Raw genomic sequence first — 17043 nt, 5'->3', positions numbered from 1 at the left:
CGGCGTCGGCGTGAAATGCGCCACCATCACCCCCGATGAGGCGCGGATGGAGGAATTCAACCTCAAGAAGATGTGGCGCAGCCCGAACGGCACGATCCGCAACATCCTTGGCGGTGTCGTCTTCCGCGCGCCGATCATCTGCCGCAACGTCCCGCGTCTGGTGCCCGGCTGGACCGACCCCATCGTGATCGGACGCCACGCCTTCGGGGATCAGTATAAGGCCACCGATTTCCTGATGCCCGGCCCCGGCAAGCTGACGATGAAATTCGTGGGCGAGGACGGCACCGTGATCGAGAAAGAGGTCTTCGACGCCCCCTCGGCCGGGGTGGCGATGGGGATGTATAACCTCGATGCCTCGATCTACGACTTCGCGCGGGCATCGTTCAACTATGGTCTGAACCTTGGCTGGCCTGTCTATCTGTCGACAAAGAACACGATCCTGAAAGCCTATGACGGACGCTTCAAGGATATCTTCCAAGAGGTCTACGAGGCCGAGTTCGCGGACAAATTCAAGGCGCAGAACATCTGGTACGAACACCGGCTGATCGACGATATGGTGGCATCCGCGATGAAATGGTCGGGCAAATTCGTCTGGGCCTGCAAGAACTATGACGGCGACGTGCAGTCGGATACGGTCGCGCAGGGTTTCGGCTCGCTTGGCCTCATGACCTCGCAACTGATGACCCCCGACGGCAAGATCGTCGAGGCCGAAGCCGCCCATGGCACCGTCACCCGCCACTACCGCCAGCATCAGGCGGGGCAAGCGACCTCGACCAATTCGATCGCCTCGATCTTTGCATGGACCGGCGGGCTGAAGCATCGCGCCAAGCTGGATAAGAACGCGCAGCTGATGGCTTTTGCCGAGACGCTGGAAAAGGTCGTGGTGGACACGGTCGAAAGCGGTTTCATGACCAAGGACCTCGCCCTGCTGGTCGGCCCCGATCAGGGCTGGCTGACGACGACGGGCTTTCTCGAAAAGATCGACGAGAACCTCAACAAGGCGATGTAGGACCACTTTGCCACGCCAGGACAGAGGGCGACCTGCAACGGGTCGCCCTTTTTGCATCAATGGGACTAGCCATCGCTGCATTTGCACGGTATCGCCCCCGCAACTTACCCCATAAGGCACGACCCCCATGGATATCCGCAATATCGCGATCATCGCGCACGTCGACCACGGCAAGACGACCCTTGTCGATGAACTGCTCAAGCAATCCGGCGTCTACCGCGAGAACGAGGCGATCACCGAACGCGCGATGGACAGCAACGACATCGAACGCGAGCGCGGGATCACCATTCTTGCCAAATGCACATCCGTCGAATGGAAGGGCACGCGGATCAACATCGTCGACACCCCCGGCCACGCCGACTTCGGTGGCGAGGTGGAACGGATCCTGTCCATGGTCGACGGGGTCGTCCTGCTGGTGGACGCCGCCGAGGGCCCGATGCCGCAGACCAAATTCGTGACCTCCAAGGCGCTGGCGCTTGGCCTGCGCCCGATCGTCGTCGTCAACAAGGTCGACAAGCCCGATGGCGAACCCGACCGCGCCGTGGACGAGGTCTTTGACCTGTTTGCCGCACTCGACGCCACCGACGACCAGCTCGACTTTCCGACCATGTATGCCTCGGGTCGCGCGGGCTGGGCGGATATGGACCTTGACGGCCCACGCAAGAACCTCGACGCGCTGTTCGATCTGGTCGTGAAACATGTGCCGACGCCAAAGCAGATCAGCCGCAAGGACGAGCCCTTCCAGATGCTGGCCACCACGCTGTCTGCCGACCCCTTCATCGGGCGGATCCTGACGGGGCGGGTCGAGGCGGGCACGCTGAAGGCCGGCGACACGATCAAGGCGCTCTCGCGCAAGGGCGAGCGGCTGGAACAATTCCGCGTCTCCAAGATCCTCGCTTTCCGTGGTCTGTCGCAACAGCCCATCGACCTGGCCGAGGCCGGCGACATCGTCACCGTCGCGGGCATGACCAAGGCGACCGTTGCCGACACGCTTTGCGATCCTTCCATCGACGTGCCGATCCCCGCACAGCCCATCGACCCGCCGACGATCACCGTGACCTTCGGGATCAACGACAGCCCGCTGGCGGGCCGCGACGGCAAGAAGGTGCAATCCCGCGTCATCCGTGAACGTCTGCTGAAAGAGGCGGAAGTCAACGTCGCGATCAAGGTGAAAGACACCCCCGGCGGCGACGCCTTCGAGGTCTCGGGCCGTGGCGAGCTTCAGATGGGTGTTCTGATCGAAAACATGCGCCGCGAAGGGTTCGAGCTGTCGATCTCGCGTCCGCAGGTCATCTTCCGCGAGGAAGAGGGCCAGCGCATGGAACCGGTCGAAGAGGTCACCATCGACGTGGATGACGAATACACCGGGTCCGTCGTCGAAAAGCTGACCGGCCCCCGCAAAGGCGAGCTGGTGGAAATGAAGCCCGCCGGTGCCGGCAAGACCCGCATCATCGCCCATGTGCCCTCGCGCGGGCTGATCGGCTATCACGGCGAATTCCTGACCGACACGCGCGGCTCGGGCGTGCTGAACCGCATTTTCCACGGCTGGACCCCCTACAAGGGCAAGATCGACGGGCGGCGTCAGGGTGTGCTGATCTCGATGGAAAACGGGACCTCGGTGGCCTTCGCGCTCTGGAATCTCGAAGATCGGGGCAAGATGTTCATCGGTGCGCAAGAGGCGGTCTATACCGGCATGATCATCGGCGAGCACAGCCGCGACAACGATCTGGAAGTGAACCCGCTGAAGGGCAAGAAGCTGACCAACGTCCGCGCCTCGGGCACCGACGAGGCCGTGCGCCTGACCACCCCCGTCACCATGTCGCTGGAACAGGCGATTGCCTATATCGACGATGACGAACTGGTCGAGGTCACGCCGAACGCCATCCGCCTGCGCAAACGCTATCTCGACCCGCACGAGCGCAAACGGATGGCAAGGGCAAGCTGACACGATCGAAACGCGAATTCGACGATAGTGCAAAAGCCTTCGCGGGCTTTTGCCCAGACTTTTCGAAAAGTCTGGGGCTTATCGTAAGGCACCTTGTCCCCGATGACCTCTCAGCCGATCTCTTCCACGATCGACAATTCACGCACCGAGGCATCACGGGCAAAGCTCAGCGCCTCTTGATAGGCGTCCGAATGGTAACAGGCCTCTGCCGCGGCAAGCGAAGGAAACCTTGCCACCACGTTGCGCGGGCGATCCGGCCCCTCCATCTGGCGGTAGTCACCGCCACGGGCCAGAAACACCCCGCCATGATCGGCAATCGCCACCGTCGCGCGTTTGGCGTATTCGGCATAGCGAGTGGGGTCGGTCACCAGAACGTGGCTGACCCAAAGCGCGCTCATGCCTGCCCCGCCAGCACGGCCCGCGCTGCCGCAATCGCCCCATCGGCATTGGCCGCCGAGGCACCGCCACCCTGCGCCATATCGGGCCGGCCCCCGCCGCCCTTGCCGCCCAGTTCCGGCGTGACCGCCCGCAGGATATCCACCGCCGAGACGCGATCCGTCAGGTCGTTCGTGACCCCCACCGCGACCGCCGCCTTGTCGCCGGTATCCGCGATCAAGACCACCACGCCGCTGCCCAGCGACGCCTTCATCTCGTCCACCAATGCGGGCAGGTCCTTGCCCGTCACGCCCTGCAGGACCTGCGCCTGAAAAGCCATCCCATTGATCGTGTCCGCAGGCGCAGCAGCCTTGGCCCCGCCCCCCATCGCCAGTTCGCGGCGCAGTTGCGCCACCTCGTTGGCCAATGCCTTGCGTTCATCCATCAGTGTTTTCACGCGGTCGGCGATCTCTGCTACCGGTGCCTTCATCGTCGCGGCAACGGCATTCAACCGCGCATCCTGCGCCCGCAGATAGGCCAGCGCCGCCTGCCCCGTCAGCGCCTCGACACGCCGCACACCGGCACTCGAGGCACTGTCACCCAGCGTCACGAAAGTCCCGATCTCGCCCAACTGCCTGACATGGGTTCCACCGCAGAGTTCCAGCGAATAGCTGTCACCCGCGCTTCCCTTGCCCGACCCCGGCTTTGTCCCCATCGATACCACGCGGACTTCATCGCCGTATTTCTCACCAAACAGCGCCTGCGCCCCCATCGCGCGCGCATCATCCGGCGTCATGATCCGCGTCTCGACCTTACCGTTCTGGCGGATCATCGCGTTCACGTCACGCTCGACCTGCGCCAGTTCCTCGGCACTCAGCGCCTTGTTGTGGCTGAAATCGAACCGCAAGCGGTCCGGCGCATTCAACGAGCCACGCTGCGCGATGTGATCGCCAAGGATGTCGCGCAGGGCCTCGTTCAGAAGATGCGTGGCCGAGTGATTGGCCGCGATGGCAGACCGGCGTGACGGGTCCACGGACAGTTCCGCACCCTGCCCCTTTCTGATCTTGCCTTGGGTGACCTTGGCGAAATGAATGTAGACGCCCGCGACCTTCTTGGTGTCGGTGACCTCGGCCAGACCGGTCTCGGTCCGGACCGTGCCGGCATCGCCGACCTGACCGCCCGCCTCGGCATAGAACGGTGTCTGGTTCAGAACGATCTGCACCGTGCCGCCCGCCTCGGTCACAAGGCTGCCATCAGACACCAGGGCCACGATCTGACCCTCGGCGGTCAATGTGTCATAACCCAGAAAATCCGTCGCACCATGCGTGTCGGCGATATCGAACCAGACGGCACCATCCGCCGCCTCACCGGTCCCGGACCATGCCGCACGGGCCTTGGCCTTCTGTTCGGCCATCGCCGCATCGAAACCGCCGGTATCGACCGCCACGCCCTTTTCACGCAAAGCATCCTGCGTCAGGTCAAGCGGAAAGCCATAGGTGTCGTATAGCTTGAACGCCGCCGCGCCCGGCAGGGCCGCGCCCGCGGGCAGGCCCGCCAGTTCCTCATCGAGCAGCTTCAGCCCGCGTTCCAGCGTCTGCTTGAAGCGCATCTCTTCATCGCGCAGCGTATCCACGATCAGCCGCTGGCCCTGCCCCAATTCGGGATAGGCCGCCCCCATCTGCTGCACCAAGGCAGGGACCAGACGGTGCATCACCGGATCCTTGGCACCCAAGAGATGCGCGTGGCGCATGGCGCGGCGCATGATCCGGCGCAACACATAGCCGCGCCCCTCGTTCGAGGGCAGCACACCTTCGGCAATCAGAAACGAGGTCGAGCGCAGATGGTCGGCAATGACGCGGTGATGCACATTGCCCGGCCCATCGGGATCGGTCGAGGTGACATCCGCCGAGGCCTCGATCAGCGCGCGCATCAGATCGGTGTCGTAATTGTCGTGCTTGCCCTGCAACAGCGCCCCGATCCGCTCCAGCCCCATGCCGGTGTCGATCGACTGCATCTGAAGCGGGCGCATCGTGCCATCCTCGAACTGCTCGTTCTGCATGAAAACGATGTTCCAGATCTCGATGAAGCGGTCGCCGTCTTCCTCTGCCGATCCCGGGGGGCCGCCCCAGATGTGATCGCCGTGGTCATAGAAAATCTCGGTGCAGGGACCGCAAGGCCCGGTCGGCCCCATCCGCCAGAAGTTGTCATCGGTGGGGATCCGGATGATCCGGTCTTCAGGCACGCCGATCTTTTTCCAAAGGGCGAAGGCCTCGTCGTCGGTGTGATAGACCGTGGTCATCAGACGCGACTTGTCGATCCCGAAATCCCTGGTCAGCAATTCCCATGCAAAGGGGATGGCCTCGGCCTTGAAGTAATCGCCGAAACTGAAATTCCCCAGCATTTCAAAGAAGGTATGATGCCGCGCGGTATAGCCGACATTGTCGAGGTCATTGTGCTTGCCGCCGGCCCGCACGCATTTCTGACTTGTGGTGGCGCGCGCATAATCGCGGGTCTCGACCCCGGTGAAGAGGTTCTTGAACTGCACCATCCCCGAATTGGTGAACATCAGCGTCGGATCGTTGCGCGGCACCAGCGGGCTTGACGCGACGATCTCGTGGTCCTGCCTGCCAAAGTAATTCAGGAAGGTCGAGCGGATGTCGGCAAGGCTTGTCATGGCAGGCTTTCGGCAAAGGTTGCATCGAAGGCGAGAAATAACCGCCCGCCCGCAGGCTGTCCACATCCCATGGCACCGCTTGCAATTTCTTTGTGATCCACGCCGCCTTGCCTACCGCCGCGCAGGCGTGACCACAGGGCCATGTCGCGATGCGCGCGCAGGAACCCGCCCCTGGGGTCTGCTTTCGACTTCTTTCTCCCAAGACACTCCCGCCGGAGGCATCAGGTCCCGCACAGGGCGCGGCAGACAGCCGAAAGGGCGCAGCCCCTGCCACGCCCCCCTTTCATGCCGCAGCGGCCACATCGGCCAGCCCTGTCAGGCAAAGCCTACATCTCGACCAGATCGTCGGTATCGGTGTCGAAATCACCGCCGCCGAGGTCGAAATCCAGACCATGGGCCGCGCGGATCTTGTCTTCGATCTCCAGCGCGACGCTGGGGTTTTCTTTCAGGAACAGCTTGGAATTCTCGCGCCCCTGTCCGATCCGCTCGTCCCCGTAGGAAAACCACGCACCGGACTTTTCGACCACACCGGCCTTCACGCCGAGGTCCAGAAGCTCGCCGGTCTTGGAAATCCCTTCGCCATACATGATGTCGAATTCCACCTGCTTGAAGGGCGGCGCCACCTTGTTCTTGACCACCTTCACACGAGTCGCGTTGCCCACCACCTCGTCACGGTCCTTGATCGCGCCGATCCGGCGGATATCAAGACGGACCGAGGCGTAGAACTTCAACGCATTGCCGCCCGTTGTGGTCTCGGGCGAGCCGAACATCACGCCGATCTTCATCCGGATCTGGTTGATGAAGATCACCATGCAGCCGGATCGGTTGATCGACCCTGTCAGCTTGCGCATGGCCTGGCTCATCAGGCGGGCGTGCACGCCGACCGAACTGTCGCCCATATCGCCCTCAAGCTCGGACTTGGGCGTCAGGGCCGCGACCGAATCGACGACCACAAGGCTGACCGCACCGGATCGCACCAGCGTATCCACGATCTCCAGCGCCTGTTCACCGGTGTCGGGCTGCGAGATCAGCAGCTCGTCCAGGTTCACACCCAATTTCTTGGCATATTGCGGATCAAGCGCATGTTCGGCATCGACAAAGGCGCAGACCCCGCCCTTCTTTTGTTCCTCGGCGATCGCGTGCAGCGTCAGCGTCGTCTTGCCCGAGGATTCCGGCCCGTAAATCTCGACGATGCGGCCCTTGGGCAAGCCGCCGATGCCCAATGCGATATCCAGACCCAGCGAACCTGTCGATGTCGCCTCGATATCGGGCATGGCGTTTTCACCACCAAGCCGCATGATCGAGCCCTTGCCGAACTGCCGTTCGATCTGCGCCAGCGCCGATTCCAGCGCCTTTTCCTTGTCCGCGGTCTTCTTGTCCGTCATTTTCAAAAGTTCTGCCGTTGCCATGGTTCCTGTCCTTATTTCATGCGGCCCTGCGGGCGGCAATCACTGCTTTTGTTCGTTTTATGTTCTCATCCTTAATGAGATCAAAAAGAGAACATTGCAACAAAAAATTCTTGACGAAGATTGGATCAAGAGTGGTTAAGGATGTGTTTATTGCGTAGTAATAACCGCAGCCACGCAAGGACCGCCGAACCAAATGCTTGTTTTCTGGAGAGAAAATCTGGTCCTTCTGTCGATCCCCAAGACCGGCTCGACAGCCCTCGAGGGGGCCTTGGCCCCCCGCGCCTCGCTTGTTCTGCGCGACCCGCCAGAAATCAAACACGCGCCCTGCTACCGCTACAAACGATTCCTCAAACCGCTTTTCAAACAGGTCGGCGAAAAAGAGCTGGAATTGATGGCCGTGGTCCGCAACCCCATCGACTGGCTGGGCAGTTGGTATCGCTACCGCACGCGGGCCGATCTGATCGGCCAGCCCAACAGCACGGCGGGCGTCAGTTTCGACGATTTCGTGCTGGAATATTGCAAGGGCACACCCGCAGCTTTCGCCAATGTCGGCTCACAGGCGCGCTTCCTGACGATCAATGACGGCGAGATCGGCGCCCAGCATCTGTTCCAGTATGAGCAATGGGACAAGGTGATCGCCTATCTGCAAGGGCGGCTGGATGTGCAGATCACGCTGAAGGACAAGAACGTCTCGCCCAAGATGGATTTGGCCCTGTCACCCGACGTCGAAACAAGGTTGCGCGACAAACGCGCGGCAGAATTCGCCGTTTGGGACCTGGCGCGCCGTTAGGTCACCGTTAGGTCAAGGTCCGCCGCACCGCATCCTTCCAGCCGGCATAGCGCCGCTCGCGCGTCTTTTCATCCATCTGAGGTTCGAACCGCTGGTCCAGCGCCCAATTCGCGGCAAAGCCCTGCTGGTCGGGATAGACCCCCGCGCGCATCCCCGCCAGCCAGGCCACACCCAGCGCCGTGGTTTCCAGCACGGTGGGCCTGTCCACCGGCGCGCCGATGATGTCGGACAGAAACTGCATCGACCAGTCAGAGGCGCTCATCCCGCCGTCAACACGCAAAACGCCAGCCTTGTCATGGCCTTCCCAGTCGCTCTTCATCGCCTCCAGAAGGTCGCGCGTCTGAAACCCGACGCTTTCCAGCGCGGCCTTGGCGAACTCGGCAGGGCCGGAATTGCGCGTCAGCCCATAGATCGCGCCGCGCGCCTCGGCGTCCCAATAGGGCGCGCCCAGTCCCGTGAAGGCAGGCACCAGATAGAGCTCTTGCCCCGCATCCGCCTTTTCGGCCAGGGGCTGTGTCTCTTTCGCCTCGCGGATGATCTTCAGCCCGTCGCGCAACCACTGCACCACGGCGCCCGCGATGAAGATCGAGCCTTCCAGCGCATAGGTCGGCTTGCCGTCGAATTGATAGGCGATGGTGCCCAACAGGCGGTTGCGGCTTTCGACCAATTCATCGCCGGTGTTCAACAGTGCGAAACAGCCCGTCCCATAGGTGGATTTCAACATCCCCGGGCTGAAACAGGCCTGTCCGATGGTCGCCGCCTGCTGATCGCCCGCGACACCCAGAATGGGCAGTTCACGCCCGAAAAGATCGGCCCGCGTCATGCCGAAATCCCCTGCACAATCAAGGACCTCCGGCAGCATCTTCACAGGGATTCCGAAGCGGTCGCAGATGGTCGTGCTCCACCGGCCCTTGCGGATATCATAAAGCATCGTGCGCGCGGCATTTGTGGCATCCGTGACATGGCGCTTGCCGCCTGTCAGCTTCCAGATCAGGTAGCTGTCGACCGTGCCGAACAGCAGATCCCCCGCCTCGGCCCGTTCCCGCGCACCCTTGACCGTATCGAGGATGTATTTGACCTTCGTGCCCGAGAAATAGGGGTCCGCCAGCAACCCCGTCTTCTGGGTGATCGTGGCCTCGAACCCCTCGGTGCGCAGTTCTTCGCAAAAGGCCGATGTGCGACGGTCCTGCCAGACAATGGCACGATGCACCGCCTCGCCGGTGTTTCTGTCCCAGACCAGCGTCGTCTCGCGCTGGTTGGTGATCCCGATGCCCGCCACATCCGCCGCGCTGATCCCCGCCTTTTCGATCGCCCCACGGCAGGTCGAGGCGACGGACGACCAGATGTCCGAAGGATCATGTTCGACCCAGCCCGAGCGCGGGAAGTGTTGGGTGAATTCCTCTTGCGCTGTGGCTTTGACGCGCATCTTTTCGTCGAAGATGATCGCGCGGCTGGATGTCGTGCCCTGATCGATGGCCAGAATATAGGTCATGTCTCTCCCCCCCCGGATTTCTTTCAGACTACCGCCCCTGCCCGCAGGCTCAAGCGGTCATATAGGCATCGAGCGCCGCAATCTGGTCGGGCGACAGCCGCAGTCCCAGCTTGGACCGGCGCCAGACGATATCCTCGGCGGTGCGGGCGTATTCCTTGTGCATCAGCCAGTTGACCTCGGCCTCGGTCAGGGTCGCGCCGAAATCGCGGCCCAGATCCGCGGCGGTCTTGGACCCGTTCAGGATCACCCGCGCCTCGGTGCCATAGGCCTTGACCAGACGCAGCGCCCAGGCGTGGTCCAGAAAGGCAAAGTCGCGTTCCAGATCAGCCACCAGCCTGTCGCGATCCCTGACCGCGAAATCGCCGCCCGGCAACGGGGCCTTGTCCGTCCAGTTCCCACCCCCGCCGATCAGCGGTGTCAGTGTCTTCAGCGCGTTCTCGGCCAGCTTGCGGTAGGTCGTGATCTTGCCGCCGAAGATGTTCAGCAAGGGCGCGCCGTTGCTGTCCAGCGACAGCACATAGTCGCGCGTCGCCGCCGTGGCCGATTTCGCCCCGTCATCATAAAGCGGCCGCACACCGGAATAGGTCCAGACCACATCGTCCCGCGTCACCGGCCGGTCGAAATACTGCGAGGCGAAAGCGCAGAGGTAATCCTGTTCCTCATCCGTGGCGACGGGTTTTTCCGACAGGGCCTCATGCTCCTTGTCGGTCGTGCCGATCAGGGTGAAATCCGTCTCGTAGGGAATGGCAAAGATGATCCGGCCATCCTCGCCCTGAAAGAAATAGCTCTTGTCGTGATCGAAGAGCCGCCTGGTCACGATATGGCTGCCACGCACAAGACGCACCCCTTCAGAGGTATTCAGCCGCGCCACTTCGCGCACCACGTTTTCGACCCAGGGACCACCGGCATTGACCAGCGCGCGGGCGGTATGCGTGGCCTGCACGCCATCGGTTTCGGTCACGATCACCCAATAATCCTCGACGCGGGCGGCGCTGACGACCTTGGTGCGGGTCATGATCGTGGCCCCCCGTTCAGCCGCGTCACGGGCGTTCAGGACCACGAGCCGCGCATCCTCGACCCAGGCGTCGGAATATTCATAGGCGCGCGCGAACTTACCCTTGATCGCCTTGCCTGCCGGATCGCGGGCCAGATCGAGCGTCTTGGTCCCCGGCAGGATCTCGCGTCCGCCGAGGGTGTCGTAAAGAAACAACCCCAGCCGGATCAGCCACGCCGGACGGCGGCCTTTCATCCACGGCATGAACAGCGTCAGCAGCTTCGAGGTCGGCGTATCGCCCTCGAACCGCATGTCCTTGTGGTAGGGCAGCACGAACCGCATCGGCCAGCTGATATGCGGCATGTTTTTCAGCAGCACTTCGCGTTCGACCAGCGCTTTCTTGACCAGTCCGAACTCGAAGAATTCCAGATAGCGCAACCCGCCATGAAAAAGCTTGGTCGAGGCCGAAGAGGTCGCAGAGGCAAGATCGTTCATCTCGGCCAGCGCGACCGTCAGCCCCCGTCCTTGTGCATCGCGCGCGATGCCCGTGCCGTTGATGCCGCCGCCGATGACGAAAAGGTCGTAGTCCGGTGTCATGATCTGCCCTGCTCTGCTGCGTCCGCGTCTGATACAGCTTGCAACAGGCCGCAAGGACGGAGCACCCCAGATGTTCGCCCAGATGGAACCGAATATGATCCGAATGTCCTTTTATCCAATTCAATATGGTCTTTTGCATTGCGTGACATTCGCTTTCGATTAAAAGCGAACATATGGAAACCTCTGCCCGACATCGCTATTTGATCGAGACGGCGAACCGCGACGGCAAGGTGCTGGCCACGGCCGGTGCCGATGTCCTTGGCGTCGCGGTCCAGACCATCCGCCGCGATATCCGCCAGCTATGCGCGGCGGGCCTGCTGGAGCGTATCCACGGCGGGGCCGTCCCGCCCTCGGGTGTCAGCAATATCGGCTATGGCGACAGGCGCGCCCTGAACCGCGAGGTCAAGCAGCGCATCGCCCGCAGCACTGCCGCGCTGATCCCCGACAATGCGTCCCTGTTTCTCAACATCGGCACCACGACCGAGGCGGTGGCCCAGGCCCTGCACGCCCACCGCAACCTGATGGTGGTCACCAACAACCTGAACGTCGCCAATATCCTTGCGGGCAACCCGACCTGTGATGTGGTGGTCGCGGGCGGCAGCCTGCGCCGCACCGACGGCGGGCTGGTGGGTGATCTGGCCGCGCTGGCGATCGACCGTTTCAAGGTGGATTTCGCCGTGATCGGCACCTCGGCGATCGATCTTTCGGGCGATATCCTCGACTTCGACCCCGAAGAGGTGCGCGTCAGCCAGCAGGTGATCACGGCCGCCCGCGCCACCGTTCTTGTCGCCGACAGCAGCAAGTTCACCCGCAAGGCGCCGGTCAAGATCGCCTCGCTGGCGCAGATGGATTATTTCGTCACCGACCGTGTGCCGTCCGAGGCGCTGATCAACCGTTGCCTTGACTGGGGAACACGGATCGTGCGGGCCTGATCCCCTGCAAGCGTCAGAATGCCATGACCCCAAGCGCCAGCAGGAACATCATCGTCGTGACCGGCCCCCACAACTGCCGCTCGGCGGCCGAGGGGGTGATCCAGTTCAGCAACATCGCAATCCCCGACATCGCCATGGCCAGCCACCCTGTCCACAAGGGCCAGCCCGGCCACCGGCCCACCGCCGACAGGATCGCCGCGCCCATCAGGGCCAGGATCACAAGCGACAGCACGGCCCCGCTGCGCGCCCTGCGCGGCAGCGGCCCCCGCGTGGTCCGGCCTTGCGTCAGATGCCCCCAAGGCGCGCCGAGGATAAGCGCCACCTGAAACAGCATGGAAAAGGCAACCAGCAGCAGATAGAGGCCCGCGAAACTAGTGGTCATTCACTTCACTCCCTTTGAATCCCGTCGCGACGACGAATTTTTCCGAACTGTCGGATCGCGAGGCCGGCGGTTTGACATTGGCGACCTTGGTGAACCGCTGCTTGAGCAGCTTTTGCAAATCGCCCTCGGCCCCTCCGGCCAGCACCTTGGCGACGAAGGTGCCGCCCTCTTCCAGCACATCGAAGGCGAAATGGGCCGCCGCCTCGCAAAGCGCGATGATCCGCAAGTGATCGGTCTGTTTGTGCCCCGAGGCCGAGGCCGCCATATCCGACATCACCACATCGGCGGGGCCACCCAGCCAGGCGCGCACCTTGTCGTCGGCGTCGTCTTCGAGAAAATCGAGCTGGTGGATCTCGGCGCCCGCGATCGGTTCGACCTCTTGCAGATCGATCCCCAGCACGAAACCCTGCGCCTTGCCGGATCGCTCGCCCAAGGCATTGACGCGGGCGACCGCGACCTGACACCAGCCGCCGGGGGCACAGCCAAGGTCCACCACCCGCGCGCCGGGCACCAGAAAGCGGTATTTGTCGTCCAACTCGATGATCTTGTAGGCCGCGCGGCCACGATACCCGTCAGCCTTGGCGCGTTTGACGTAAGGATCGTTCAACTGGCGCTGCAACCATTTGGTCGAGCTCAGCTTGCGCCCGCGCGCCGTCTTGACCTTGACGGTCAGGTCGCGCTGGCCACGGCCAGAGGTATTCTTCTTTTCGGGTTTCTTCGCCATGAAGGGCAGTTACCCTTAAAACGGGGTGTCTTCCAAGACCCCATCTGCCGACATCTGCGCATAGAGCAGCCCCTCGCGCAGGCCACGGTCCGCCACCGACAGACGATCCGTCGGCCAAAGCCGCATCAGCGCCTGCAGGATGGCCGAGCCCGACATGATCAGCGCGTGCCGGTCCTTGCCGATACGCGGATCGTCGCGGCGTCCCTCGGGGCCGAGGTTCAGATAATCGCGGATCACCGCGTCGATCTGGTCACTGGTCATGCGCAGCCCGTCCACCTTGGTGCGGTCATAGCGCTTCAGGCCCAGATGGCTGGCCGCCACGGTCGTCACTGTCCCGCTGGTCCCGATGATCTGGAACCCCTCGCGCGCCTGCACCGCCGCGTAAGGAGAAAACTCTTCGAGGTTTTCCTCGAAAAACCAGCTCATCAAGGCAAAGCGGGCAGCGTCGTCCTCGACATCGGCGAACTGGTCGCGCAAGGTGGCGACCCCCAAAGGCACCGAGATCCAGTCCACCACCTTGGCCGCCGCAAAGGGCCCGGGGTCGGATGTGAAACCGGCGTGCAGGCGCATGATCGCGCGGGGACGCTCGCGTTTGGGAACGTTGGTCAGGTCGATCCAGACCAACTCGGTGGAGCCGCCGCCGATATCCACGACCAGCAGTTGTTCGGTATTCACGCTGACCAGCGGCGCGCAGGAAATCACCGCCAGCCGCGCCTCTTCCTCGGGCTTGATGATATCAAGCTGCAACCCCGTCTGCCGCTTGACCTGCGCGATGAAAGCCTCGCCGTTCAGGGCGCGGCGGCAGGCCTCGGTCGCGACAAGCCGCATCCGTTTCACGCCGTGGCGGTTCAGTTTCTCGCGGCAGATCCGCATGGCCGAGATCGTGCGGTTCATCGAGGCCCGCGACAACCGCCCCGAGCTTTCCAGCCCGTGCCCAAGCTGGACCGACTTCGAGAAACTGTCGACAACATGAAACTGGCTGCCCTTGGGCTGGGCAATCAGCATACGACAACTGTTTGTGCCAAGATCCAAAGCCGCATAAAGCGACGCCGGATCAGGCGGGGTTGGCGCGGGGGTTTCGACCGCTTTCGGGAACGCGCCCGCACCTTTGGGACGCTTGGGCGCCATTCGTCACGCCCTCCATTTCGAGTTGGCACCAAGCTACGCCTGCCTTCGGGATTGCACAAGACACGTGATGCCGCAGGTCAAACCGGCACATGATCGACATGAGAATTTTTGCGACTGCGGCTGCTGCCCCTTTCTTGCCGGATGGGTTAGGCAGGGTCCACAGTCGCCAACCGCGCGCGTCATGTCGAAATCCGACATCGGCTGACGGGGACGGATGGTAGAAGGAACGCGAAGACAGACCGGAGAATCAGATGGCCGACGTGACTATCGTTTACTGGCGCGACATGCCCGCTCAGGTCATCGTGGGCCGTGGGCGGCGTGGCACGAAACTGCCCCTGCCCGAAAGGTTCGAACAGGCCATCGACCGCGCCGCGATGAAATCCGGTGCAGCACAGTCGGACGACTACATGTCCGGCTTCCGCAAGGCCGATCCGATCCCCGTCGCAGGCACCGATCAGGAAGCCGCCGAAACCACCGTCGCCCGTATCGACGCAGACTACGATCAGGACCGCCTGAAGGCCCTGATCGCCAATGACGGTTGGGCGTGAAACCGCCCGCCCCCTTTCCCAAACGCCTGTCGGAGGTCGTGATGTCCCTACTCTCTTTCCGCAAATCCAAGGATACCGCCACGCCGGGCGTGAACCCGCAGCTTGAGACCTTCCTCAAGGACTACTCGATCGAGGTGATGCCGCGCACCGCCGAAAAGGTCGAGGACTTCCGCGACCTGCTGCCCGCAGGCACTCGCGTCTATATCGCCCATATCGAAGGCACCCCGATCGACGAGATGGTGGCGACCGCCAAGCGGCTCTCGGCTGACGGCTACAAGGTGATGCCGCATTTCCCCGCCCGCATCATCAAGGACAAGGCGACGCTGGCCGACTGGATCGCGCGCTATCAGGGCGAGGCCGGTGTGGAACAGGCACTGCTGCTGGCAGGCGGCGTGGCCCAACCGCACGGCGATTTCCATTCGTCGATGCAGCTGCTGGAAAGCGGGCTTTTCGGTGACTTCAAACGGCTGCATGTGGCAGGCCACCCCGAAGGCAACCGCGACATCGACCCTGACGGCACCCAGAACAACGTCATGGAGGCGCTGCGCTGGAAGCAGGCCTTCAACAACACCACGGACGCCGAGATGGCGCTGGCCACGCAATTTGCCTTTGATGCAAAGCCGATCATCGCATGGGCGGATAGCCTCAAGGCGGCAGGCATCACTCTGCCGATCCATATCGGCATCGCCGGTCCCGCCAAGCTGCAGACGCTGATCAAATTCGCCATCGCCTGCGGTGTCGGCCCCTCGCTGAAGGTGCTGCAAAAGCGCGCGATGGACGTCAGCAAGCTGTTGCTGCCCTACGAGCCGACCGAGGTTCTGACCGATCTGGCCGCCCACAAGGCCGCCAACCCCGACTTCAACATCACCCATGTGCATTTCTTCCCGCTGGGCGGGATCAAGACCAATGCGCAATGGGCCATCGACAACGGCGGCACCTCTGCCGTGCCCGCATCGCAAAGCTAAGGACAGCCAATGACCCGCACCATCGTCGAATCCAAGACCAAGACCGCCATCATCGGGTTCGACCAGCCCTTTTGCGTGATCGGTGAACGGATCAACCCCACCGGGCGCAAGATCCTCGCAGCCGAGCTTGAGCAAGGCGATTTCTCCCGGGTCGAGGCCGACGCCATCGCGCAGGTCGCAGCCGGTGCCACGGTGCTGGACATCAACTCGGGCGCTGTCTTTTCCAACAAGATGGCCGAAGACCCGCGTTATGCCGACAACAACTTCGTCGAACCGCCCCTGATGATGGAAATGGTCAAGCGCGTGCAGGCCGTGGTCGATGTGCCGCTTTGCATCGACAGCTCGGTCCCCGGCGCGCTGGAGAACGGGCTTGCCGCCGCCGAAGGACGCCCCCTGCTGAACTCGGTCACGGGCGAGGAAGAGCGTCTGGAACTCGTCCTGCCGCTGGTCAAGAAATACAATGTGCCCGTGGTGGCGATCTCGAACGATGACACAGGGATCAGCGAAGACCCCGACGTGCGCTTCGCCGTGGCCAAGAAGATCGTCGAGCGCGCCGCCGACTATGGCATCCCCGCCCATGACATCGTGGTCGACCCGCTGGTCATGCCGATCGGCGCCATGGGCACCGCAGGCTTGCAGGTCTTTACCCTTGTCCGCCGCCTGCGCGAGGAACTGGGCGTCAACACCACCTGCGGCGCCTCGAACATCAGCTTCGGCCTGCCCAACCGTCACGGGATCAACAACGCTTTCCTGCCGATGGCGATGACCGCCGGGATGACATCGGCGATCATGAACCCCGTCGCCCTGCCCATCGGCCCCACCAAGATCGCCGAGAAACGGGCCGAGGTCGCGGCGGCCGGCATCATCCTGCCCGAGGACATGGACGACGAAACCTTCGTGCAGATCTTCGGTCTGGGGTCCACCCTGCCGCGTGCCGGCAAGGAAATGGAGGCGATCCGCGCCGCCAACTTCCTGACCAACAACGATCCTTCCGGCAACGAATGGATCAGGTTCAATCGCGCGCCCGTCAAAGAAGGCGAAGGCCGCGCCCGCACCGGCCGCCGCCGCCGGGCCTAGGC

Annotated in this window: 15 protein-coding genes; 7 read left to right on the top strand and 8 right to left on the bottom strand. The window is 62.9% G+C overall.

Features of this window, described 5'->3' with window-relative positions:
• Window positions 1–1009, top strand: a 1009-nt coding sequence (locus V7N12_RS10350; RefSeq protein WP_333714448.1) for an NADP-dependent isocitrate dehydrogenase, incomplete at its 5' end; no start/stop codon positions are given.
• 127 nt (window positions 1010–1136) lie between these two features.
• A complete protein-coding gene (gene typA, locus V7N12_RS10345; RefSeq protein WP_333714447.1) occupies window positions 1137–2954 on the top strand; it encodes a translational GTPase TypA in 1818 nt (605 codons plus the stop codon).
• A gap of 110 nt (window positions 2955–3064) precedes the next feature.
• Here typA and V7N12_RS10340 read toward each other — a convergent pair whose 3' ends face one another.
• The 3 genes from V7N12_RS10340 to recA all read right to left on the bottom strand — a co-directional run bounded on the left by V7N12_RS10340 (window position 3065) and on the right by recA (window position 7412).
• Window positions 3065–3352: a DUF1330 domain-containing protein gene (locus V7N12_RS10340; protein ID WP_333714446.1), complete on the bottom strand. Its 288-nt coding sequence runs from the start codon at window positions 3350–3352 to the stop codon at window positions 3065–3067.
• Window positions 3349–6003, bottom strand: coding sequence for an alanine--tRNA ligase (alaS, locus tag V7N12_RS10335; RefSeq protein WP_333714445.1), 2655 nt, complete (start codon window positions 6001–6003; stop codon window positions 3349–3351). Before alaS ends, V7N12_RS10340 begins: the two co-directional genes overlap by 4 nt.
• A gap of 326 nt (window positions 6004–6329) precedes the next feature.
• Window positions 6330–7412, bottom strand: a complete 1083-nt coding sequence (gene recA / locus V7N12_RS10330; protein WP_333714444.1) for a recombinase RecA — start codon at window positions 7410–7412, stop codon at window positions 6330–6332.
• 193 nt (window positions 7413–7605) lie between these two features.
• Between recA and V7N12_RS10325 the strand changes: the two genes are divergently transcribed.
• Window positions 7606–8202, top strand: a complete 597-nt coding sequence (locus tag V7N12_RS10325; RefSeq protein WP_333714443.1) for a gamma-glutamyl kinase — start codon at window positions 7606–7608, stop codon at window positions 8200–8202.
• 7 nt (window positions 8203–8209) lie between these two features.
• On the opposite strand, the gene glpK is transcribed toward V7N12_RS10325, so the two are convergent.
• Both glpK and glpD read right to left on the bottom strand, forming a co-directional pair.
• On the bottom strand, window positions 8210–9694 hold the full coding sequence (gene glpK, locus V7N12_RS10320) for a glycerol kinase GlpK (RefSeq protein ID WP_333714442.1): 1485 nt from the start codon (window positions 9692–9694) through the stop codon (window positions 8210–8212).
• Window positions 9695–9743: 49 nt separating this feature from the next.
• Window positions 9744–11285, bottom strand: coding sequence for a glycerol-3-phosphate dehydrogenase (glpD, locus tag V7N12_RS10315; protein WP_333714441.1), 1542 nt, complete (start codon window positions 11283–11285; stop codon window positions 9744–9746).
• Between the two features lie 173 nt (window positions 11286–11458).
• Here glpD and V7N12_RS10310 point away from each other — a divergent pair, with 173 nt between their 5' ends.
• A complete protein-coding gene (locus tag V7N12_RS10310) occupies window positions 11459–12217 on the top strand; it encodes a DeoR/GlpR family DNA-binding transcription regulator (RefSeq protein WP_333714440.1) in 759 nt (252 codons plus the stop codon).
• 13 nt (window positions 12218–12230) lie between these two features.
• Here V7N12_RS10310 and V7N12_RS10305 read toward each other — a convergent pair whose 3' ends face one another.
• From V7N12_RS10305 to V7N12_RS10295, 3 genes are read right to left on the bottom strand one after another with little or no spacing between them, the layout of a single operon-like run.
• Window positions 12231–12599, bottom strand: a complete 369-nt coding sequence (locus V7N12_RS10305; RefSeq protein ID WP_333714439.1) for a hypothetical protein — start codon at window positions 12597–12599, stop codon at window positions 12231–12233.
• Complete coding sequence (locus V7N12_RS10300; RefSeq protein WP_333714438.1) at window positions 12589–13323, bottom strand: RlmE family RNA methyltransferase; 735 nt, start codon at window positions 13321–13323, stop codon at window positions 12589–12591. Before V7N12_RS10300 ends, V7N12_RS10305 begins: the two co-directional genes overlap by 11 nt.
• 15 nt (window positions 13324–13338) lie before the next feature.
• A complete protein-coding gene (locus V7N12_RS10295) occupies window positions 13339–14451 on the bottom strand; it encodes a Ppx/GppA phosphatase family protein (protein ID WP_333714437.1) in 1113 nt (370 codons plus the stop codon).
• Window positions 14452–14702: 251 nt separating this feature from the next.
• On the opposite strand from V7N12_RS10295, the gene V7N12_RS10290 reads away from it, so the two are divergent.
• The 3 genes from V7N12_RS10290 to V7N12_RS10280 are packed head-to-tail and all read left to right on the top strand — an operon-like array spanning window position 14703 to window position 17041.
• Window positions 14703–14999, top strand: a complete 297-nt coding sequence (locus tag V7N12_RS10290) for a virulence factor (protein WP_333714436.1) — start codon at window positions 14703–14705, stop codon at window positions 14997–14999.
• 41 nt (window positions 15000–15040) lie between these two features.
• Window positions 15041–15964, top strand: coding sequence for a methylenetetrahydrofolate reductase (locus V7N12_RS10285; RefSeq protein ID WP_333714449.1), 924 nt, complete (start codon window positions 15041–15043; stop codon window positions 15962–15964).
• Between the two features lie 9 nt (window positions 15965–15973).
• A complete protein-coding gene (locus tag V7N12_RS10280; protein ID WP_333714435.1) occupies window positions 15974–17041 on the top strand; it encodes a methyltetrahydrofolate cobalamin methyltransferase in 1068 nt (355 codons plus the stop codon).
• Window positions 17042–17043: the final 2 nt, after the last annotated feature.

This window comes from Yoonia sp. (genome assembly GCF_036770585.1).
In the GTDB taxonomy this organism is placed as follows: domain Bacteria; phylum Pseudomonadota; class Alphaproteobacteria; order Rhodobacterales; family Rhodobacteraceae; genus Yoonia.
This window is presented reverse-complemented; position numbering and strand designations above follow the sequence as displayed.